Raw genomic sequence first — 22,758 nt, 5'->3', positions numbered from 1 at the left:
CAGATTTCAAGACGCTTTATAGGTTTTGATTGTGTTATAAAAGACAAAAACACATGACAAATTCAAACTGAAATTTGCGATGTGTTTTTTCTAAAGGTAAAAAGTAATTTTCACTTCATACTTTTACTCTGTCTGGAATTAGTAATGAGGAATGTTTTTTCCACCGAATAAAACCAGAGACAAATAATCATACAATCTTTCAAATAAATTTTTCATGGTACTGTTTTTTAATTGTTAAACAATGCGAAACATGTATAAAAAAAGTAAATTAATCAAATAGATTTGGTTATCTGTCAGCAAGTTACGATTATTTTTAAATCTAAAGAATCAATTTTTCTTAAAAGAAATATAAAACATAAAATGATGTATTTGAGCGAACTTTTTAGTTTATTCGTCGATAGATTCAATATTTTTTTCAGAATTTTCTTTTGTTTATTTATTATAAATAACTTTATCTCAAAATAATTTGTAAGATTTCACTTTGAGTAGTAAGACCTTTATCGTCATGATACCATTTTTGCAAGTTGGTTTTAAGCGTTGCATCAATAACCCCAAACTCTTTTTTGTAATTTTCAACCAATTCTAAAGCAGGTTTGGGTCTTGGCCCCCAACTATTTACCACTTCATTTGTGTCGGAATTGATACAAATCAAAATCGGAATTGATTTGGCATTATTCGTTAAAAATAAGTTCATGAGCGGCTCATTGTCATCACGCAAAACAATCTGGAAATCAATGGTTGGCGCCAAATTCACCATTTTATTGATAATTGGTAGTATTTGAGCTGCATCACCACACCATCCTTCAGAAATAACCAAAAATAAGTAATTCTGTTTTATACTTTTCAATTGGGCGGCAACTGCTTCAGTAATCACAATTGTTTTATCTAAACGCTTCATGCGTGTTTCATTGAGCTGACTGTAGTGCGTTAAATCTTCACTCTGTATATGTCCGGTTGATTTACCATCCGATAGCAAATTAGTAACCAACTGCTTGTAGCCATCGTATGTATAACTTTTAGCCAAGGCTTGTTCAATTTCTTGTTTCATGAGTTGCATTTTTTGAAATACAAAGTTAGGCTAAATAGAATTTTAATTTCTTAGAAACAATCCTACTTAAAAAAAATAAGTAATTTTAGCACAAATAAATACAATGGATTTAGAAACAAAATCGATAGGATTAGTACTTTCGGGTGGTGGCTCCAAAGGTTTGGCTCACGCAGGCGCAATCAAGTTTTTAGAGGAAAAAGGCATTAAACCAAGTATAATTGCGGGTACTAGCGCTGGATCAATAGTAGGCGCATTGTATGCTTGTGGGAAAACACCCGATGAAATTTTAGCTTTTTTTAAATCGATTTATCTTTTCAACTGGAAACATTTAACTTTTAAAAAAGCGGGTTTAATCGATTCTGAATCGTTTAAAATCTATTTTAAAGCCATTTTTAAAGAAGCTACTTTGGCCGATTTAAACATTCCGCTTCAAATAACCGCTACTGATATGGTCCGCGGGAAGTTAAAAATATTTCATCCCGATACGAAAGTAGTTGATGCCGTTTTGGCCTCCTCTGCTTTTCCGGGAATAATTTCACCCTATGCCATCGATGGCAATATTTACAGTGATGGCGGAATCCTAAACCACTTTCCTACTGATATTTTATTAGGACAGTGCGACACTATTATAGGAGTTTACGTGAGCCCGATTCAGAAAATTGAAGCATCTGACTTAAACTCAATCAAAGCAGTGACGACACGAGCCTTTGATTTGTTATCGGCCAACTCCAATATTCATAAATTTAATATGTGCGATTGGGTCATTGAACCTAAAGAACTCTGTATCTATAGCACCTTTGAAACCAGCAAACTAAAGATGGATCAGGTGTTTCATATTGGCTATCAAGCGGCCAAAAAATCGTATGAAAAACTAGCTTTATAAAATAGAGTCAAGATTATTTTAAAAAAAAAGAAAATTCTATATTTGCACCAATCAACGCAACACACACATGAAATACAAAAGAATTCTACTGAAATTAAGTGGAGAAGCCTTAATGGGCGACTTACAATACGGAATTGATCCTAAAAGACTAGCTGAATATGCTGACGAAATCAAGCAAATTCACGCTAAAGGAGTAGAAATTGCCATTGTAATAGGTGGTGGAAATATTTTTAGAGGAGTTGCAGGCGCAAGTGCTGGTATGGATCGTGTACAAGGCGATTATATGGGAATGCTTGCTACCGTAATCAACGGAATGGCTTTGCAGGGCGCTCTTGAAGAAAAAGGGATGAAAACCCGTTTACAAACGGCTTTAAAAATGGAGTCAATCGCTGAGCCTTACATTAAAAGGAGAGCCGACAGACATCTTGAAAAAGGTAGAATTGTAATTTTTGGTGCTGGAACCGGAAACCCTTATTTTACAACAGATACTGCAGCAGTTTTAAGAGGAATTGAAATTAATGCCGATGTAATTTTAAAAGGAACGCGTGTTGATGGTGTATATGATTCTGATCCAGAAAAAAATGCATCAGCGGTAAAATTTGATTTTATCTCTTTTGAAGATGTATTGAAAAAAGGATTGAATGTAATGGACACCACTGCATTTACCCTAAGTCAAGAAAACAAACTACCAATTGTAGTTTTTGACATGAACAAAGTGGGCAACTTACTTAAAATTTGCCAAGGCGAAAATATAGGAACTGTAGTAAATATATAGTATACAGTTACAGTTTACCGTCGCAAGTGCGGCTAAAACTAAAAACTGTTGCTCAAAACTGAAAATTAAAATTATGACTGAAGAAATTGATTTTATATTAGATAGCACACAAGAATCAATGGCGGGTTCTATTGCGCATTTAGAAAAAGAATTTTTAAATATCCGTGCCGGAAAAGCATCGCCTGCTATGTTAGGAAGTGTTTTTGTTGATTATTACGGAGCAGCTACGCCTTTATCACAGGTTTCAAAAATCAGTGTGCCAGATGCTAGAACTATTACGTTACAGCCGTTTGAAAAAAGCATGCTTCACCCAATTGAAAAAGCCATTATGATTGCTAATTTGGGTTTTAACCCAATGAACAATGGTGATGTAGTAATCATTAGTGTTCCGCCTTTGACAGAAGATCGTCGTAGAGAATTGGCTAAACAAGCCAAAGCAGAGGCTGAAGATGCTAAAATTGGTATTCGTAATGCTCGAAAAGATGCCAACACCGAAATCAAAAAATTAGAAAAAGACGGTACCTCAGAAGACATTTGTAAGAGTGCTGAAGAAGAGGTTCAAAACTTAACCAACAGTTTTATCAAAAAAATTGATGAACTTTTAGTAGTTAAAGAAGCCGAAATCATGAAGGTGTAAACCTGATTTACAAATATTTTTAAAACCGCCTTGTTGAGAAAACGAGGCGGTTTTTTTTTTGTAGTTTTAGTAACCAGTAGTTCGATATGTTTAATGCTAAACTAGTTTAGAAAAAGGCAATATCCTAGCGCTTTACAACACTCACCGCAGTTCCTGTTATCATTACAGTGATTAATCCTTCGCCGCTTTTGAGCTCCACATCTACTTGAATTCCTACTACTGCATTGGCATTCATTTTTTCTGCATTTGCTTGTAAGTTCGCAAAAGCCTTTTCTCTTACTTCTGCAATACTTTCAGCAATACCATCGTAGTATTTTTGCATGCTAAAAGTCAGACCCATTTTTTGCATATTAATAGCAGTACCTGAAACAATGCCGTTGTATTCGAGAATTTTATAATCTTCGATAGAGTTGGTCGTGGTTAAAATCATAATCGTTTTGGTTTATTATTGGTTAGGTATATTGTCGCTTAGATAATAATGTTCAATCGTTGCAAGTAGATTGAACTTAATTCAGCCCTATCTTCGGATTTGCGAAATCTTCCAAATACAAGACAAATTTCAAATTAAGCCAAATTCTCAAATCTGTTGTAGAGGCTGATACATGCTGTTTTTTTTAAATTGCCCAGTGTCTTTCTACATATTTAATTTCCCATTTTCCATTTGTTTTTTCTAAATATATTGAATTCCCATAGCTGTTTTCATTATCTATATATTTATCGAATTCTAAATATGCTTTTGTATTATCTTTTGAAAATATTGGAATAGAAAACTGTATATATTTTTCCGCAATTTTCGAAGTTTTAGTTAATTCTACAGTTTTAAACTTTTGAGTAATACTTTTTGGAATTATAAAAGTTTTTAAAGTTTTATTTTGATTAATAATATTATGAGAATCCTTTTTTAGGAAAAATGAGTTGCCAATTGGATTTGATTTATAAATTTTTTCTATACATACTTCTCCTTGGTTTATAAATGATTTTTCAGGAAGTTGTACAATTATCATTTTATCATTAGCTCCCGTTTCTTCGAAACATTTATTATTGACAATAACTTTTCTTAAATTTAAACATATTGGGAGTTCTATATGAGCAGGAAAATTTCTTACCATATCTAACCCATTTTGTTCAATTAAGGTTTGAATAATATTTAAAGTTTCTTTTTTACGCACTAACTCTTCATCTTTTTGGGTATTACAACTTAGCAAAGTCAAAAGAAATAGTAATAAAATATTTTTCATTTTTTAGCAGGGTTTTCTTTAAAACAGCTTTTAACATTGTAAATACTAAGAATAATCTAAAACAAGACAATCTTAAACCAATAAAATAAAAATATCTCTAATGACTTGAAACGAATTTCAATCCTATGATAGAACTAATTAAAGTGGTAATAAAAAACAGACGCCAAAAATCAGCCGGCTCTTTGAATACAAAAATACCCACCAGCACAGTTCCTACTGCGCCAATCCCGGTCCAAACTGCGTATGCGGTTCCTATGGGTAAAGTTTGCGTAGCTTTATAAAGCAATACCATACTAATTGTTAAACATGCCAAAAAACCCAGCAACCATAATGTAGCTGCCGTACCGGTACTTTCTTTGGCTTTGCCTAAACAAGTTGCAAAACCTACTTCGAACAGGCCACCAATAATCAACAAAATCCAATTCATGTTATTGTTTTACAATTAATACTGATGGTACTCCGCTAAGCCAAACGCTACGCGAATCAACCAGCTGTTTCCAGCTTTCGAGACTAATTAACATCAAATTTTGTTGAGCCAAAAACTCTTTCTTGATGGTTTTTTCAGTAATCAAACTGATATTATTTGGATGTTTTTGTTCTAAAGAATCTACGGCACTATTCATTACAAAATTTGTAGCCACATGACCATTTACATCTAAAATTATCACTTTAGAATTATTGTTGTAAATCAATTTTTGGATGTAATCAATCACAAAGGCATCTTCAGTGCTAAAAACAGGTACAAAAACATTTTGCACTTCTTGTAAATCTTTGTCAATTAAAATCCCAATTGGCATTTTGGTTTTAGAAATAATTTGTCTCGTTCGCTCATCAAACGGAGAGTTTTCAAACAAACCTTCCTTACCTGTAAATTTATCAATTAAGCGATCTGGATTTATAATTCGAGTAGTAAAACCAATTACTTTACCCAAAATAGTACCTTCAAAAATAGATTTCCCAAGTCCTACCAACAGTAAATCATAGTCTCCTTGATTGGCCACATCGGCAATTTCAGTTTCAATATCTGTAGTAGCTTTAAAGATCGTAGTGATCTCCTGTTTGAGAACCTGAGACTCCTCAACAATAGGATGGAAACTGTTTTTTTCCTTATCTTCCATATTAAAGGTATGCACCTCATCACTTAAAGACAAGTGCATCACGGTAACACTAGAGGTATTTTTTTGTCGTTTGGTTAAGCTATTGGCCAATCGCAACAAGGATTTTCCTTTTTCGTTATTACCGAAAGAAATCAAAACGCGGTATTTGTTATCGTTTATAGGCTCTAAAACCTCTGCGCTATCTTTAGTTTTAAAAATAAAATTAATCAAATCAAGCGCTGGGCCTGTCATAAAAGTCGTAACCAAAGCCATAATTACCATCATTGTAAAAACTTCTGGAGTTAGTACTTTCAATTCCAAACCAATGTTCAAAACAATCAGCTCCATCAATCCTCTGGTGTTCATTAAAGCGCCAATTGTAAAACTATCACGCCACGATTGCCCAACAAACTTTGCTGCCAAAGCACTACCAAGAAATTTACCAACAACAGCTACCAAAATAATAAAGCCTGTAACTTTCCATAAATAAGGATCGTTGATAAGACCAATTTCAGTTTTTAAACCTGTAAAGACAAAGAATAACGGAAGCAAAAGTATCAAGGCAACGTCTTCTACTTTTTCAATAAAAATAGTTCTGAATTTTGGAACATCCGGCATAATAACACCCGCCATAAAAGCACCAAAAAGCGCATGAATCCCGATCACTTCAGTCGCGTAAGAAGACATAATAAGTACCAAAAAGAAAATAGCAACAACAGGTTTTACTATGCTTTCTTTAGAACCGTACAAATCGCCAATACGTTTTAAAAACGGTTTTACAACATAAATCATCGCCACCACGTACAAGACAGCGAGCGAAATGATGTATAAGGAACTTACAAAATTACCCGCTTTTACAATGGCAATTACAACTGCCAAGATACACCAAGCAGTAATATCATCAGCAGCAGCGCAAGTAATTACTATAGCTCCTAACCTAGTTTTATGGATGCCTCGTTCTTGTACAATTCTAGCCAAAACCGGAAAAGCAGTAATACTCAAAGCAATACCCATGAACAAACTAAAAGACAAAAACGTAACGCCTTCGGGAGCAAACTGATTGTATACAAAATAGGCTAATCCGATCCCGAGTGCAAAAGGAATTATAATACTCGCATGACTAATGACAATGGCTTCGTTGGCTTTGTTTTTCAATATTTTCAAATCTAATTCCATCCCAATTACAAACATGAAAAGAATTAAACCAATTTGACTCAAGAACTTTAAATTACCCAAAGAAGCTACGGGGAATAAAATCGCCGAAAACTCCGGAAAATACATTCCTAACAAAGACGGCCCCAACACAATTCCTGCGATGATTTCACCAATTACAGAAGGTTGCCCTATTTTTCTAAAAACCCATCCAAAAAAACGGGCTACTAGAATGATGGTCACAATTTGCGCTAACAAAATAGCCAAAGGTTCCTGAAAACTATGCTGCATAGAGGTCAAAAAATCAGCCCAAGAACCCTTGCCACTAGCGGGTTTTTCAATGACTTCTGTTGCTTCTAGCAGTTTTCCTTTTGTAATAATCCAATACATAAGTATTGAAAAACAACCTGTTACAATCAAATAGAAAATAGTGTTTTTATACTTCTTCATAGTAAAACAAATAGTTTTTGGGGTTTGGTTTTTCCTCGCCACAACTAAGTCAAATATATCATTATTATTTTATTCTATTTTTTAAAATAGAAACAAAATAAAAACTTAATGTTTAGGTAAAACGAGCAAATCTTTAGCCTTAAACTAACGATTCAAAGTGGTTTTAACTACCTTTGCGCCCGTTAAATGTAAGTTATGATCAAGTGGTTTAGTTTGGGGTTTTGGGAATTAATTGCCCTTGTAGTCCTTCGAAATAGAATTTTAATGCTGTCTATTATTGTTGCAATAACAGCACTTTTGGCCTCACAATGGAAAAATATCCATTTTACTTTTACCGAAGCTAATTTACTACCAGACGATAATATTGTCAATATTGAGTACAATGCCTTTTTAAATAAATTTGGTGAGGAAGGAAATCTTGTCATCATAGGCGTTCAAGACAAAGCTATTTTTACCCCAAAAGCTTTCGCCGCTTGGAGTAAAATGATGAATACTCTTAAAGGAGACAAAGCCGTTGATTTGGTCGTTTCGTTGAATGATTTAAAAAAATTACAAAAAAACGACTCGCTACAAACTTTTGAATTAATTCCCTTTGTTGAGCAATCAAAAACTCTTGACCCAGCCTATCTTCAAAAAATAAAAAAAGAACTTTTTAACGACCTCCCGTTTTACGAAGGTTTACTGTTTAACAAGCGTTCTGGAAGTATTCGTTCTGCCATTTACATGGATAAGAAAATTGTAAACACTGCCGCTCGAAAAGATTTTATTTTAGACAAACTCGTTCCCGCCGTTGAAACATTCGAGAAAGAAACTGGAATCGACCTTCGTGTTTCGGGCATGCCATACATTCGAACCCTCAATGCAAAAACGATTACTGACGAAATTAGCATTTTTATTGGCGCTTCACTTTTGGTTACTTCTTTGCTTTTCTTTTTCTTTTTTAGGAGTTTTAGAGCCACTTTAATCTCGATGATTATTGTGATTATTGGTGTAATGTGGTCGTTCGGATTTTTAGGACTGCTGCATTATGAAATTACTGTTTTAACGGCTTTAGTGCCTTCACTAATCATCGTAATTGGTATCCCAAATTGTATTTTCCTGACCAATAAATACCATCAAGAATATAAAATTCACCACAATAAAGCGAAAGCTTTGCAACGCGTTACGACTAAAGTAGGTATGGCAACGCTTATGACAAACCTTACTACAGCCATTGGTTTTGCTACTTTTGTGGCGTCAAATAATCAGTTGTTATTAGAGTTTGGCGTGGTGACTTCCATAAACATTATGGCGCTTTTCTTTTTGTGTATTATTGTGATTCCTATTTTTCACAGTTATATTCCTGCACCAAAAGAGCGCCACATCGAGCACTTAGATCGAGACTATGTAAAATCATTCATGGGCTGGATTCTACGCAACGTAAAGTACAACCGTTTCTCTATTTATGTTGTTGCTATTTCATTATTGGTGATCAGTATTATCGGCATTTATGAAATGCGAATTTCTGGCAGCCTTATCGAAGACATGCCTAAAAAAGAAGCTTTTTTCGAGGACATCGTTTTTTTCGAAAAAGAATTTGATGGTGTCATGCCGCTCGAAATCATGATTGATACCAAACGCAAAAAAGGAGTCATGAAACTCTCTACCCTGCGAAGAATGGACGAACTCGAGCAAGCAATTGATGAAATTCCCGAACTATCAAAACCAATTTCTATTGTAAACTTGATTAAATATTCGAAGCAAGCGTACTACAACGGCAATCCCGCGTATTACGAATTACCATCATCTCAAGAGCAATCGTTTATCTTATCGTATGCCAAAAATGCGACCAAAGATTCAAAAGATAACCTCATGAAAAGTTACGTAGATAATTCTGGACAATATGCCCGAATTACAACTTTCATGCGAGACGAAAGTGGCGATAAAATTGCTAAAATTGAAGCCGAAATCAAGAAAAAAGCAGCTAAAATTTTCCCTGAAAACCAATACAATGTAACAGTTACCGGAAAAGCTCTCGTATTTCAAAAAGGAACTGGTTATTTGCTAGACAACTTGTTATCATCGCTAGCTTTTGCTTTTTTACTTACCGCACTTTTAATTGCGTTTATGTTTCGTTCCTTCAAAATGGTATTGGTTTCTATCATTCCAAACCTCTTGCCGCTCATGCTTACTGCAGGACTGATGGGCTTTTTAGACATTCCGCTTAAGCCGTCAACGATATTAGTTTTCGGAATTGCATTCGGACTTTCAGTAGATGACACTGTTCGTTTCTTATCTCAGTATCGAGAGGAATTGAAGAAAAACAACTGGAAAATTCGCAAATCAGTTTACGCAACCTTTACAGATGCGGGCTTGAGCATGTTCTACACCTCGATCGTATTATTCTTTGGGTTTTCAGTATTTATGTTATCTAGTTTTGGCGGAACAATTGCCCTTGGCGGCTTGATTTCGTTGACACTGTTATTCGGAATGTTATCCAATTTAATGTTGTTGCCAGCCCTAGTTTTAACACTCAACAAAACATTGGCCAACGAGCAAGATTTTATCGAACCAAAAATTGATATTATCGAACCAACCGATGAAGAAATTGACGATTTAACCTCAAAAAAATAAAATTCATCAAGAGCTATTTCCGGCTATCCGCTACAATCTTCCAGTTTTTTGTCAAAAACAGGAAGGATTTACACTGCTATCCGGGCTAGGAACTGTTGCATTGTACACTACTTGCGCAAGAAAAGATTTTTTCTCCCAAGAGAATCAAATCTAGAGTAGAACTATTTTAACACCGATGCTTAGAGTGCTTCTGTTTTTATTAGCACTTCAATAAAAATAAATAATTTCAGTACCCCAATTTTACGAGATAACCAAAGAAATCCATCGATAGCGGGCAATTAAACAATAGTAAACCACTGATTTCGTTCGGTTACAAAATAAATCTTATTTTTACGCAAACACAATTTTCAAAAAAAGCAAGCTTGCAATCTCTTGCAAGTATTCTTTACTTTTTTTGAAGCACACTACTAATTTGATTTTTTACTATGTCGCAGCACCTTTCCGAAGAACAAAAATTAGCCGTTCCTGATAACTACCGCAATTGGAAAAAATGGGGACCGTATTTAGCCGAAAGACAATGGGGAACAGTTCGCGAAGACTACAGCCAAAACGGTGATGCATGGAACTTTATCAACCACGACAGAGCCCGAAGTAATGCTTACCGTTGGGGCGAAGAAGGCATCGGTGGGTTTTGTGACTCTCGCGAAATTCTCTGCTTGGCGCCCGCATTTTGGAACGGAAAAGATCCTATCATCAAAGAGCGTCTTTTTGGCTTAACCAATAATCAAGGTAATCACGGCGAGGATGTTAAAGAACTTTATTTTCATCAAGTAGCTTCACCTTCGCATTCGTACAACAAATACTTGTACAAATACACACAAAACGAGTTTCCCTACGAAGAACTTATCGTAAAAAATCAACGCAGTCGCGAAGAAACAGAGTTCGAAATTACGGATACAAACAGTTTTGACGACAATGCTTATTTTGATTGTTTCATTGAATATGCCAAAGCCGATGTCGACGATATTCTGATGCAAGTAACCATCGTAAATCGAGGCTCTCAAACAGCTCAAATTCACGTCTTGCCACATCTATGGTACCGCAATTTCTGGAAACACAACGACAGGCATCCGCGCCCATCAATGAAAAGTATAGGCAACAATACTATCGAAACAACAAGTTCGCGCATTGAAACTTATTATCTTTATCATGAGGAAGGAATACAACTTTTTTGTGAAAACGAAACCAATGACGAACGCATTTACGGGGTTGCCAACGAATATCCTTATGTAAAAGACGGCATTAACAACCACGTTATTCATGCTGAACCTAGCGTAAACCCAGAATTATTTGGAACCAAAGCGGCCATTTGGCAACAATTTGATTTAGCAGCAGGCGAAGAAAAAAGCATCAAAATACGTTTGAGTAAATCACCAAAAGCCGAACCATGGGCCGACTTTGACGCGGTTATGAATGCTCGAAAACAAGAATGCGAGGCGTTTTATAACTCTAAAATTAGTTCGAATTTGCCGCAAGAGCAGCAAGCCATTGCAAAAAGTGCCTTCTCAGGTTTATTGTGGACCAAACAATTTTATTATTACGACGTGTTTAAATGGTTGTACGGCGGACCAGGTGAAACGCCACCAAACCGTCACGACAAACGCAATAGTAGCTGGAAACATTTAACCAACCGTCATGTCATTTCCATGCCAGATAAATGGGAATATCCGTGGTATGCCGCTTGGGATTTGGCTTTTCACATGGCTTCTTTTGTAGAAATTGATCCGCGTTTTGCCAAACAACAACTACTTTTAGTACTGCAAGAAAGCTACATGCACTCAAACGGACAAATTCCTGCTTACGAATGGAATTTTAGCGATGTGAATCCGCCCGTGCATTCTTGGGCCGTATGGACGGTTTATGAAAAAGACCTCAAACGAACTGGAATAGCCGACACAGAATTTTTAGAAACTGCCTTTCAAAAACTGAATGTCAATTTTACATGGTGGGTCAATCAAAAAGACACGAGCGGCACCGATTTATTTGAAGGCGGTTTCCTTGGCCTAGATAATATTGGTGTTTTTGATCGCAACCACATGCCCGAAGGCATCAAAAAAATGCAACAAGCCGATGCCACTAGCTGGATGGCGCTGTTTTCATTAAACATGTTGCGCATGAGTTTAGAACTGGCAAAAACCAACAAAATTTACGAAGACATATCGGCTAAATTTTTCAGGCATTTTTTAAATATTGCCTGGGCCATGCACCACATTGGTAAAAGAGATCTATCGCTTTGGGACGATCAAGATAATTTTTATTACGATGTCGTAGAACTTTCAGACGGCGGATCCGAACGCTTAAAAGTGCGCTCGTTAGTAGGCGTGATTCCGCTATTTGCAGTCGAAATAATGCACAAAGAGTTGTTTGAACAACTGAAAGATTTCCAGAAAAGAGCCAATGAAATTATTCGTACGCGACCTGATTTGGCTTCCTTAATTTCAAATTTAGAAACAGCTAATAAAGACGGAAACTTTATGTTCTCGATCATGCGCGGCTTTAGATTGGAGCATCTTTTAATTCGCCTTTTAGATGAAAATGAATTTTTATCCGACTTTGGTATTCGATCCCTATCTAAATTCCACAAAGACAATCCTTTTGTTTTTGGCAATAATGGTCATCATAAAATTCAGTACGAACCTGGCGAAAGCAGATCGGGTATGTTTGGTGGCAATTCAAATTGGCGTGGCCCTATCTGGATGCCACTCAATTATATGATTATACAGTCGTTGCGCAAATATTACACTTTTTATGGTGACAAATACCGTTATGAATTTCCGACAGGGTCGGGTAACAAACTGAATTTAAATCAGATTGCGAATGAGTTGACCAAAAGACTTATCAAATTGTTTGAGCGCGATGAAAATGGAAAATTCCGCTACCATTCAGAAAACCACAACCAATTGTTCACGAACGAAGAAGAGTTCAAGAATCAACATTTGTTTTATGAGTTTTTTGATGGAGATACTGGACGCGGTTTAGGCGCCTCGCACCAAACGGGCTGGACAGCTTTGATTGCCAACCTCATTCTAGAAATGGAAAGCAATAGCTAAACCTATTAAAGATAAAAATTCCCGCTGCTCGCGGGAATTTTTAGTTTTATGATCTTGGTTTAGGCAATGCTCGATCGTACATAACGATACTTCCTGCTACCGACACATTTAAGCTTTTCTCTGATTTGAATTTTACCAAATGATGGCATTTGGCCATAGCTGCTTTAGATAGGCCGTTATCTTCGGCGCCTAATAAATACACGCAGCGTCTTGGGTGTTCAAACGTTTCTAAATCGGTAGCGCGTTCATCTAATTCAACGCCTACTAAGCGAGCGCCTTTAGGTAAGTTGTTGTAAAAATCCTCGAAATTTTCGTAATGAAAATACGGTAAAGATTTTACAGCATTGTGCGTATCACAAGCTTGTTTGGCATATCGATTTCCTATGGTAAAAATATAACTCGCACCCAAGTTTTGTGCGGTACGCCACAATACACCCAAATTTTCAGGGGTTTTACCATTTTGGATTCCGATACCGAAATACTCTGTTACAAAATTATCGTTCATGACGCAAAAGTACAAAGTGTTGTGCGGTTCGCCAAGTTTATAATTTGCTTACCGATAACTTTAATAAAACCCCTACCTGACTTTTTACTTTTGAGTTCGGCAATATTGTAATTCAATCATAATTACCTTTAAAAATTAATTTTGCTTATTATAAATAGCTTGCCTGAATCACTTTCTTTGAGAATTTTGTAATAAAATCCATATTTTTGCCAAAAAAAATAACCCTATGAAATTAAAATTTTTACTTCTTTTTTTATCATCCTTGTTTTTGGTAGCATGCAGCAGTTCTGATGAGTCTACAAACAGCAAAACATTTCGCTTTCTTGACTTGGATCAAGATGTATTTCTTCAAAAAACACAACCATCAGAAATTTCATTTTTGGCTTTAGATTTTGACACTGATTTGTCAAAATGGGATATCAGTTTAGCCAATGATAATAACACTATTGATTGTTCCATAAGTAAAATAGAACAAACTGGCGCAGGTTATAATAATACTTCAAGTAAAGCGCAACGCATCTTTTTAAAAACTGCAACATTACCTGCAGGTTTTTATACCTTGATTATCAAAAATAAAATTTCTAATCAAATATACTCTGAAACTTTTAAGGTAGTACCTACTCTTTTCAGTTCAATACAACACGAATCAGTAACCTCATATCATTTTGAAGCAACAGCTAGTAACAATAATATTCTGTTTTTTCAGGGAGCAAACTATACAATTGACGATTTGGCCATTGGAGCCGGAGTACAAAGTGTAACGCTCGAAAATAGAGAAACGTTTGTAAATAGCAGTATCAATTTTACGGTTGTAAACAGCAAAGTTACTTTTAAAATTCCTAATGCAGTACAGCCGGGGAATTACTTTTTAGCTGTAAAAAATATAAATGGAACAACGGCTTATTTTAGTTACGACTTACTGATTGTTGAAGAAAAAAAGCCTGTGATAACCAATGTAAATAAAACTGTTTTAAGCTCAGGCGAGGCATTAATTATCACTGGAACCAATTTGAGATATCTATTAAATGATGATGCTATACCATCTCAAGACTTGCTTAAAGTGAGAGTTCCGCTTTGGTTAGAGTTTACTAATTTTAAGGGAATAGGTCATTACATATTTGATGTCTACTCTATTGAACCACAAGATTTTAAAGTAAATGAAACAGGAACGCAAATAACATTTATGATACCAAAAAAGGTGAATGCTTACTTCTTTAATGATTTTCCAACAAATAGTTTTTTTGAAGGAACTATTACTATTTTAAGTGGACCGTTTAAGAGTAGCCCCATCAACGTTAAGATGAATTACAACTAACTTAAAAGTTTTTGGCTACCTCTTGATAAAACCACATCTTTTTGGGATGTGGTTTTTTGCTTAATTATATTTGGGACAAGAATACTCGTCAATGAATTTTTCAACTTAAAATAACCATAATAAGGCAAGCAAATATTTACCAAAACTCGGCTGATAGCTCGCTCTTTTTAGCGGTAGATGCTGTCACAAGCTAAGTTATTATTCTCACTTGTAATGTATCATTCTATGGAAGTAAGAATCTTTGAATGTAGTTCGGCATAGTCAGATCTTATGCTAACAAAAACAATAAAATTAATGCAATGTACCCTATTGAAACTTGCTCCCTAGCCCCGATAGAAATGGAAATCCTTATTGTTTTGCTTGCCAAAAACAATAAGATTGGAATGGATAGCGGGAAATAGCTCCTGATTCCCTGAATTGTCACAATGCAATTACAAACAAATGATTTATATTTGCAGTTCGATTACGATACCAATTTTAATATCAACTCTATACCTAAAATGAGACACACAAAAGTTAAAGACTTGCTAAACAGCACCACGACGCTTCATGAAGTAAATGCAAAAGGATGGGTGAGAACTTTTAGAAACAATCAATTTATTGCCTTAAACGATGGTTCGACCATTGCCAATATACAATGTGTGGTAGATTTTGAAAATACGCCAGACGAAACTTTAAAACGCATTACAACCGGAGCTGCGGTTTCAGTAACTGGAACCTTGGTTGAAAGCAAAGGAGCGGGACAGAAATTTGAAATTCAGGTAACTAAATTGGAGATTTTAGGAGACTCTGATCCGGAGAAATTCCCAATGCAACCTAAAAAACACTCGTTAGAATTCTTGCGTGAAAATGCGCATTTACGTGTGCGTACGAATGCTTTTGGTGCTATTATGCGTGTACGTTCTGTACTGTCGTATGCCGTTCATAGCTATTTTCAAGAGAAAGGTTTTGTGTATGTGAACACACCTATCATCACCGGATCTGATGCTGAAGGTGCTGGTGAAATGTTTAAAGTAACTGCTTTGCCATTTGACAACACTCCAAGAACTGAGGATGGAAAAGTGAATTACAAAGAAGATTTCTTTGGAAAAGAAACCAACTTGACAGTTTCGGGACAATTAGAAGGAGAAACTTTTGCTATGGCTTTGGGACAGATTTATACTTTTGGACCAACATTTAGAGCTGAAAACTCAAATACTTCGCGTCACTTGGCGGAATTTTGGATGATTGAGCCAGAAGTTGCTTTCAATGATTTGAATGACAACATGGACTTGGCTGAAGATTTTATTCAATACGTGATAAAATACACGATGGACAAATGTCCGGAAGATTTGAAATTCTTAGAAGGTCGTTTGTTAGAAGAAGAAAAATCAAAACCACAAGCTGAACGCAGCGAAATGGCTTTGCTAGACAAATTGAATTTTGTTTTAGAGAACAATTTCAAACGCGTTTCGTACACAGAAGCTATTGATATTTTAAGAGATTCTACACCTAACAAAAAGAAAAAATTCAACTATATCATCAACGAATGGGGTGCTGATTTACAAAGTGAGCACGAGCGTTATTTGGTAGAAAAGCACTTTAAATGTCCTGTAATTTTGTTTGATTATCCAGCCAATATCAAAGCATTTTACATGCGTTTGAACGAAGACGGAAAAACAGTTCGCGCTATGGATATCTTGTTCCCTGGAATTGGAGAAATCGTAGGTGGATCTCAGCGTGAAGAACGTTTTGATGTTTTAGTCGAAAAAATGAAAGCCTTAGGAATTGATGAAGAAGAATTATGGTGGTACTTAGACACTCGTAGATTCGGATCAGCGGTTCACTCTGGTTTTGGACTTGGGTTTGAAAGATTGGTATTATTTGTAACCGGAATGACCAACATTCGTGATGTAATTCCTTTCCCGAGAACACCAATGAATGCGGAATTTTAATTAAAAGGTTCTAAGGTTCTAAGCCACAAAGATTCAAAGTTTAAAATAGAAAAACAAAAAATAATTATAATTCGTCAAAATACATTACTTAGTAATTTTGTTACTCAGTAACTCAGTACCTTTTTTTATGCTAAAGCAATTCTTAAATTTAAAATTATCACAAAAATTATCTCCACAGCAAATTCAGCTGATGAAGTTAATTCAATTGCCTACGCAAGCATTTGAACAACGTTTACTCGAAGAAATGAACGAGAATCCGGCATTGGAATCCGGTAAAGAAGAAGATGATTACGAGAAGGACGAGTTTGAAAATGAAGATTACGATGATTATGATGATGCCGAATCAGAACGAATTGATGCTGAAGATATTAATATTGATGAGTATTTAAGCAACGACGAAACACCTGATTATAAAACTCAGGCCAACAATTATAGCGATGATGATGAGGATCGTGAAACACCTTTTGCCGCGCCAATCAGTTTTCACCAAGATTTAATCAATCAGCTGAACACCTTTATCTTGAATGATGAAGAGCGCGAAATTGCTGAATTCCTCGTAGGAAGTATTGATGATATGGGTTACATTCGTCGTAGCATTCCAGACATGGTTGATGATATGGCATTTACGCAAGGTATTTACACCGACGAAAAAATGGTGCAAAAAATGCTTCATGTAATTCACGAATTAGAGCCTGCAGGTGTGGGTGCACAAGATTTGCAAGAATGTTTGCTGCTACAACTAAAGCATAAAACACCAACGGAATCGGTTGATCTGGCTATTGATATTATCGAAAATCAATTTGATGCTTTTACAAAAAAACATTACGACAAATTACTTCAAAAGTACGGCGTATCGAATGAACAATTGAAAAAAGCCATTCACGAGATTGAGAAACTGAATCCAAAACCAGGCGGTTCGTTTACCGGAAACAATAAAGTAACCGAAAATGTAGTTCCTGATTTTGCTATTAGAATTTTAGATGGCGAACTAGAGTTGACTCTAAACGGCCGTAACGCACCATCACTGCACGTTTCAAAAGATTATCAGGAAATGATGCAAACCTATAAGGATTCCCGCGATAAATCAGCGCAGCAAAAAGATGCCGTGCAGTTTATTAAGCAGAAACTGGATTCGGCTAAATGGTTTATTGATGCCATTCGTCAGCGACAGGAAACCTTGTTTGTTACCATGAATGCGATTATGCATTACCAAGAAGAATTTTTTCTTGATGGTGATGAGACTAAGATGAAGCCAATGATTTTGAAAGACATTGCCGATTTGGTAGGTCTTGATATTTCTACAATTTCACGTGTGGCCAATAGTAAATATGTAGAGACTCCGTACGGTACCAAATTGATTAAAGAATTTTTCTCAGAGTCAATGAAGAATGACCAAGGCGAAGACGTTTCGACATTGGAAATCAAGAAAATTCTACAAAACACCATTGAAGAAGAAGATAAGAAAAAACCATTGCCAGACGATCAACTAGCCGAGATCCTTAAAGAAAAAGGATATCCAATTGCAAGAAGAACGATTGCAAAATACAGAGAACAACTCGACATTCCGGTAGCGAGAATGAGGAAGAAGATGTAGAATTTTGGTTTAGTTGCTTTGATAAATTTCACTTTTCGTGATGTAATAAAGGAGTTTGTATTTTAGTAACATTGAAAAAAAGAAGTATCATGATAACAGACATAAACCAGCTAGATTTAAATAAAACCTATTCCTATGCGGATTATTTAACTTGGCAATTTCAAGAAAAACTGGAATTGATAAAAGGAAAAGTATTTAAGATGAGTCCTGCACCAAGTACTACTCATCAACGAATTTCTGGTAATTTGCATGGACATCTTTTTAATTTTTTCAAACCACATCCTTGCAATCTTTTTGCTGCTCCATTTGATGTGCGATTGATAGATAAGAAAAAATCGAAATTAGATCAAGAAATTTATACCGTTGTACAACCTGATTTGTGTGTCATTTGTGATGATGCCAAAATTGATGAACGTGGTGCTATTGGTGCTCCTGACTTGGTTATAGAAATTCTTTCACCGGGAAATTCTAACAAAGAGATGAAATATAAATTTGATTTATATGAAGAAGCCGGAGTCCTTGAATATTGGATTGTAAACCCAGCGGACAAAACAGTTTTTATTTATGTGTTGAAAGACAATGAATTTATAGGAATGCATCCGTTAATTGAAGAAGATAAAATTCAAAGTAAATTATTTCCTGAATTAGATTTTAAATTAGAATCTATTTTTAACTAAAACAGAAACCCTTTCAAAATTTTGAAAGGGTTTCTGTTTTTATTTCATTTCTGGTCGTTCTATCGTAGAGACGGTTTTTATTTTTTCTCCTGATCTTTTCGCATCGCATGATAATACGCCGCTCGACTCAAAGGTTCGTATTCTTGAGTTTCACCTAGCATAACTAGTTTATCATTGTCCGTTTTTCTAAAACTATAATGTGCTAAATTTCCAGTACGCGTGCAAACCGCGTGTACTTTTGTAACATATTCTGCCGTGGCCATCAAAGCGGGCATAGGCCCAAAAGGATTTCCTTTAAAATCCATATCCAATCCTGCAACAATAACACGAATGCCTTGGTTGGCTAAATCATTGCAAACTTTTACAATTTCATCATCAAAAAACTGCGCTTCATCAATACCAACTACATCACAACCTTGTGCCAAAATCGAGATATTTGCTGCAGCAGGAACAGGAGTAGAACGAATTTGGCTTGCATCGTGCGACACTACCATTTCCTCGTCGTAACGCGTATCGATTGCTGGTTTGAAAATTTCGATTCGTTGTTTAGCAAATTGCGCCCTTTTTAAACGACGAATTAATTCTTCGGTTTTACCCGAAAACATCGAGCCACAAATGACTTCGATCCAACCAAACTGCTCTTTGTGATTTACTGTATTTTCGAGAAACATTTTGTATTTTTCTGACTTAAAAAATGAATAGTTTTTATTACTTTGTACTGAATAAACGACCTAAAAATTTTATACTTTTACGTCGTTTCAAAAGTATAAAAATTAAATCAAAACGAGGTTTAGCTGAGACTTATTTCAAAAAAATAAAAGTCAAAAAGCAACACCCCTCATTATCAGACCATTTATACAAGCACATCAAATCAAAATAAAAATTTTCCGCCTAACCTCTTATAATTGAAATTGTTATGAAAAAAAAATTAGAAGCCGATTTAATCAGCATTGCGCACCGAATATTACAGCTCAAAAATAAATCTGACATCAATCAATTGTATCTGGAAACGCAAAAGTTATATGAAAAATTAACGGTTTTACAATTTGTCGAAAACCACTTTAGCGAGGTAAAACCTACTATTGGTCTGTCTGAAGTAACTCAGCAATTGGAAACAATTTTTGAGGAAAAAGCCACTGCAATTGAAACTACCGTTGAAGAAGAAATTACAACGACACAAGAATCAGAAATCGAGAAAACGATCGAAGAAACAGTTGAAGAAGAACCATCAATTGTTGAGCCTGAAGCAGAGAACGAGCCAGAACTCATCCCGGAAGCAGAATCAAACATCAACAATAAAGAAGAAGGTACTGCAGTAAAAGAGTCAATTAGCATTGAAAAAGAGGAAGAAGATACAAAAGATGAAGTGGCAGCAGTAACTGACAATGAAACTGCCGTGGAATTAGAACCTCAAAATGAATCAGTTGAACCTGAACTTGCTGCGACTCCTACCTTTACACCGGCTTTTAGCTTACTTTCAGATGAAGTTGAAGAAACTCCAATTGAAAGCGCAAAAAAACCAGAAGCAGTCCAAATTTCTTTTGAAGATTTATTAGGTGGAAATTACCACGATACTTTATTCGTAAAAAAACAGCAAATTGAAAATATACCAACCGCTGTTGTCATTGAAACTCCAGAAGAAATAGCTCTACCACAACAACCGGAACCTGTAGAGGAGGCAATTGAAATTGAAAAAACAGAAGCTAAAGCTGTATCTTTAAACGACAAATTAGCCAAAGGAATCCATATTGATTTAAATGATCGCTTGGCTTTTATCAAACATTTATTTGCAAACAGCAGCGAAGATTACAACCGCGTTTTGAGTCAAATTAATACTTTTAATTCATTTTATGAAACAAGAGATTTTGTTCAAGATATGGTAAAACCCGATTATAACAATTGGGAAGGCAAACAAGAATACGAAGACCGTTTTATGGAAATCATCGAAAAGAAATTCTTGTAATTTTCATTTCAAATTAGCCTTTTGTTAAGCATTCCTAATTAGGAAATACCAACTACTATGTCAAAATTATATATCGTTCCTACGCCCATTGGTAATCTTGAAGACATGACTTTTCGAGCAATTCGAATATTAAAAGAAGTCGACTTGATTTTAGCCGAAGACACGCGTACGAGCGGCAAACTGTTGAAGCATTTTGAAATTGGCACGCACATGCACAGCCATCACATGCACAACGAACACAAAACAGTCGAGAATTTAATTGCTCGATTACAAGCTGGCGAAAACATCGCATTGATCTCAGATGCAGGAACACCAGCCATTTCTGACCCTGGTTTTTTGCTTACAAGAGCATGCGTTGAACATGGTATTGCGGTTGAATGTTTGCCTGGCGCGACTGCATTTGTACCTGCATTAGTCAATAGCGGATTGCCTAATGATAAGTTTGTTTTTGAGGGTTTTTTACCTGAAAAAAAGGGCCGTCAAACGCGTTATTTGACATTAGCCGAGGAAACGAGAACCATGATTTTATATGTTTCACCACATAAATTGGTAAAAACTCTCGCTGAATTTATGACCTATTTTGGCGAAGACCGACAAATATGCGTCTCAAGAGAATTATCAAAACTACACGAAGAAAATGTTCGTGGCACCGTGAAAGAAGTTACTGCTCATTTTGAAAAAACAGCACCGAGAGGTGAAATTGTAGTTGTGGTAGCGGGTAAAACGGCAATTAAAGAACCTAAGAAAAGTAAATTTTCGGACCAAAGTGAATCATGAGTAAAAAGAAAGTAATCCTTATCGGGGCTGGACTTACAGGTTTGTACACCGCGTATTTACTACTTGAAAAAGGTTTTGATGTCGAAATCATAGAAGCTCGCGATCGTGTAGGCGGACGCATTCACACAATCACAGGTAGCACTCCCGTTACCATGGAAATGGGCGCTACTTGGTTTAGCAACCAGCATACGCATCTCGTTGCTTTATTGCAAGAATTGCAAATTCCTTATTTTAGACAGCATTCCAAAGGGATTTCATTATTCGAAACCATGTCATTTGTGCCTCCGCAAAAGTTTGAAATATCTGATGCAGAAGAACCTTCGTTTCGAATTGAAGGCGGCAGTAGCGTTTTAATTGATCGCTTGGTATCATTGTGCGCTGCGGCAACAATTAAAACCGGACAAAAAGTAACTGCAATTCAAGAACAAGAAAGTCAAATTAACGTAACTACATGTAACGGAACGATTTTTACAGCCGATTATATCATTAGTACAATTCCGCCTAATTTACTCATTAATACAGTAGAATTTAAGCCTGCGCTGCCTGAAAATCTGGTACAGCTGGCTCGTAAAACTCATACTTGGATGGGCGAAAGTATTAAATTTGCCGTGGCTTACAAAACTCCTTTTTGGCGTGAAGCCAATTATTCGGGAACTTTGTATAGTCAGGCAAGTATCATTCAAGAAATGTACGACCACAGCACCGCTACGGCGACAGGATTTGCATTAAAAGGCTTTTTAAACGCAGGTACAGCAGTACTTTCATCTCAAGAAAGGCAGCAAAAAGTTCTTGCCCAATTAACTAGTTTATTTGGACCTGAAGCCTCAGCAATCGAAGGCTATTATGAAACCGTTTGGCGAAACGAAGCTTTGACTTTTCACCCGTACCATCAACTTGTTTTGGCACACCAAAATAATGGGCACCAAGCCTACCAACAAAGCCAGTTTAATGGAAAACTATTCTTATCTGGCTCCGAAACAGCGCAACAACATCCTGGTTACATGGACGGAGCAATTGCTGCTGCAAAAAAAATCTCATCTCAATTTTAAT

The 22,758-nt window shown here is 35.9% G+C and carries 19 protein-coding genes; 12 read left to right on the top strand and 7 right to left on the bottom strand.

The features are described 5' to 3' along the window. Positions 1–451 precede the first annotated feature (451 nt). Positions 452–1,048, bottom strand: a complete 597-nt coding sequence (locus G9Q29_RS02235; protein ID WP_166132876.1) for a thioredoxin family protein — start codon at positions 1,046–1,048, stop codon at positions 452–454. 103 nt (positions 1,049–1,151) lie between these two features. On the opposite strand from G9Q29_RS02235, the gene G9Q29_RS02230 reads away from it, so the two are divergent. From G9Q29_RS02230 to frr, 3 genes are all read left to right on the top strand, one after another. Continuing rightward, positions 1,152–1,931 carry a patatin-like phospholipase family protein gene (locus tag G9Q29_RS02230; RefSeq protein WP_166132875.1) on the top strand — a complete coding sequence of 260 codons (780 nt, stop codon included), beginning with the start codon at positions 1,152–1,154 and terminating at the stop codon, positions 1,929–1,931. Between the two features lie 67 nt (positions 1,932–1,998). Further along, a complete protein-coding gene (gene pyrH, locus G9Q29_RS02225; protein WP_166132874.1) occupies positions 1,999–2,706 on the top strand; it encodes a UMP kinase in 708 nt (235 codons plus the stop codon). Between the two features lie 73 nt (positions 2,707–2,779). Next, positions 2,780–3,343 carry a ribosome recycling factor gene (gene frr / locus G9Q29_RS02220; protein ID WP_166132873.1) on the top strand — a complete coding sequence of 188 codons (564 nt, stop codon included), beginning with the start codon at positions 2,780–2,782 and terminating at the stop codon, positions 3,341–3,343. A gap of 124 nt (positions 3,344–3,467) precedes the next feature. Here frr and G9Q29_RS02215 read toward each other — a convergent pair whose 3' ends face one another. The 4 genes from G9Q29_RS02215 to G9Q29_RS02200 form a co-directional block, all read right to left on the bottom strand. Then, on the bottom strand, positions 3,468–3,773 hold the full coding sequence (locus tag G9Q29_RS02215; RefSeq protein ID WP_166132872.1) for a YbjQ family protein: 306 nt from the start codon (positions 3,771–3,773) through the stop codon (positions 3,468–3,470). 184 nt (positions 3,774–3,957) lie between these two features. Then, a complete protein-coding gene (locus G9Q29_RS02210; RefSeq protein ID WP_166132871.1) occupies positions 3,958–4,581 on the bottom strand; it encodes a hypothetical protein in 624 nt (207 codons plus the stop codon). Positions 4,582–4,678: 97 nt separating this feature from the next. After that, on the bottom strand, positions 4,679–5,008 hold the full coding sequence (locus G9Q29_RS02205; protein WP_166132870.1) for a DMT family transporter: 330 nt from the start codon (positions 5,006–5,008) through the stop codon (positions 4,679–4,681). A 1-nt stretch (position 5,009) separates the two neighbouring features. After that, on the bottom strand, positions 5,010–7,280 hold the full coding sequence (locus G9Q29_RS02200; RefSeq protein WP_166132869.1) for a cation:proton antiporter: 2,271 nt from the start codon (positions 7,278–7,280) through the stop codon (positions 5,010–5,012). A 195-nt stretch (positions 7,281–7,475) separates the two neighbouring features. On the opposite strand from G9Q29_RS02200, the gene G9Q29_RS02195 reads away from it, so the two are divergent. Both G9Q29_RS02195 and G9Q29_RS02190 read left to right on the top strand, forming a co-directional pair. Next, positions 7,476–9,893 carry an efflux RND transporter permease subunit gene (locus tag G9Q29_RS02195; protein ID WP_166132868.1) on the top strand — a complete coding sequence of 806 codons (2,418 nt, stop codon included), beginning with the start codon at positions 7,476–7,478 and terminating at the stop codon, positions 9,891–9,893. Positions 9,894–10,318: 425 nt separating this feature from the next. Continuing rightward, positions 10,319–12,943, top strand: coding sequence for an MGH1-like glycoside hydrolase domain-containing protein (locus tag G9Q29_RS02190; RefSeq protein WP_166132867.1), 2,625 nt, complete (start codon positions 10,319–10,321; stop codon positions 12,941–12,943). A 46-nt stretch (positions 12,944–12,989) separates the two neighbouring features. On the opposite strand, the gene G9Q29_RS02185 is transcribed toward G9Q29_RS02190, so the two are convergent. Further along, positions 12,990–13,448, bottom strand: a complete 459-nt coding sequence (locus G9Q29_RS02185) for an RNA methyltransferase (RefSeq protein ID WP_166132866.1) — start codon at positions 13,446–13,448, stop codon at positions 12,990–12,992. Between the two features lie 226 nt (positions 13,449–13,674). Between G9Q29_RS02185 and G9Q29_RS02180 the strand changes: the two genes are divergently transcribed. From G9Q29_RS02180 to G9Q29_RS02165, 4 genes are all read left to right on the top strand, one after another. Next, positions 13,675–14,763 (top strand): hypothetical protein, encoded by a 1,089-nt coding sequence (locus tag G9Q29_RS02180; protein WP_166132865.1) that lies wholly within the window; start codon positions 13,675–13,677, stop codon positions 14,761–14,763. A 500-nt stretch (positions 14,764–15,263) separates the two neighbouring features. Next, positions 15,264–16,697, top strand: coding sequence for an asparagine--tRNA ligase (asnS, locus tag G9Q29_RS02175; RefSeq protein WP_166133527.1), 1,434 nt, complete (start codon positions 15,264–15,266; stop codon positions 16,695–16,697). Positions 16,698–16,824: 127 nt separating this feature from the next. Then, positions 16,825–18,291 (top strand): RNA polymerase factor sigma-54, encoded by a 1,467-nt coding sequence (gene rpoN / locus G9Q29_RS02170; RefSeq protein WP_166132864.1) that lies wholly within the window; start codon positions 16,825–16,827, stop codon positions 18,289–18,291. A gap of 86 nt (positions 18,292–18,377) precedes the next feature. Beyond that, positions 18,378–18,968 carry a Uma2 family endonuclease gene (locus G9Q29_RS02165; protein WP_166133525.1) on the top strand — a complete coding sequence of 197 codons (591 nt, stop codon included), beginning with the start codon at positions 18,378–18,380 and terminating at the stop codon, positions 18,966–18,968. A gap of 77 nt (positions 18,969–19,045) precedes the next feature. On the opposite strand, the gene G9Q29_RS02160 is transcribed toward G9Q29_RS02165, so the two are convergent. Then, on the bottom strand, positions 19,046–19,639 hold the full coding sequence (locus G9Q29_RS02160; RefSeq protein WP_166132863.1) for a thymidine kinase: 594 nt from the start codon (positions 19,637–19,639) through the stop codon (positions 19,046–19,048). Between the two features lie 245 nt (positions 19,640–19,884). Between G9Q29_RS02160 and G9Q29_RS02155 the strand changes: the two genes are divergently transcribed. From G9Q29_RS02155 to G9Q29_RS02145, 3 genes are read left to right on the top strand one after another with little or no spacing between them, the layout of a single operon-like run. After that, positions 19,885–20,931 (top strand): hypothetical protein, encoded by a 1,047-nt coding sequence (locus tag G9Q29_RS02155; protein WP_166132862.1) that lies wholly within the window; start codon positions 19,885–19,887, stop codon positions 20,929–20,931. A gap of 57 nt (positions 20,932–20,988) precedes the next feature. Further along, entirely contained in the window at positions 20,989–21,708 is a 720-nt protein-coding gene (gene rsmI / locus G9Q29_RS02150; protein WP_166132861.1) for a 16S rRNA (cytidine(1402)-2'-O)-methyltransferase, read from the top strand. Beyond that, positions 21,705–22,757, top strand: a complete 1,053-nt coding sequence (locus G9Q29_RS02145) for a flavin monoamine oxidase family protein (RefSeq protein WP_166132860.1) — start codon at positions 21,705–21,707, stop codon at positions 22,755–22,757. Before rsmI ends, G9Q29_RS02145 begins: the two co-directional genes overlap by 4 nt. Position 22,758 lies beyond the last annotated feature (1 nt).

This window comes from Flavobacterium turcicum (assembly GCF_011365745.1).
Taxonomy (GTDB): Bacteria; Bacteroidota; Bacteroidia; order Flavobacteriales; family Flavobacteriaceae; genus Flavobacterium; species Flavobacterium turcicum.
The sequence above is the reverse complement of the archived record's forward strand: the minus strand, read 5'-3'. Positions and strand labels throughout refer to the sequence as shown.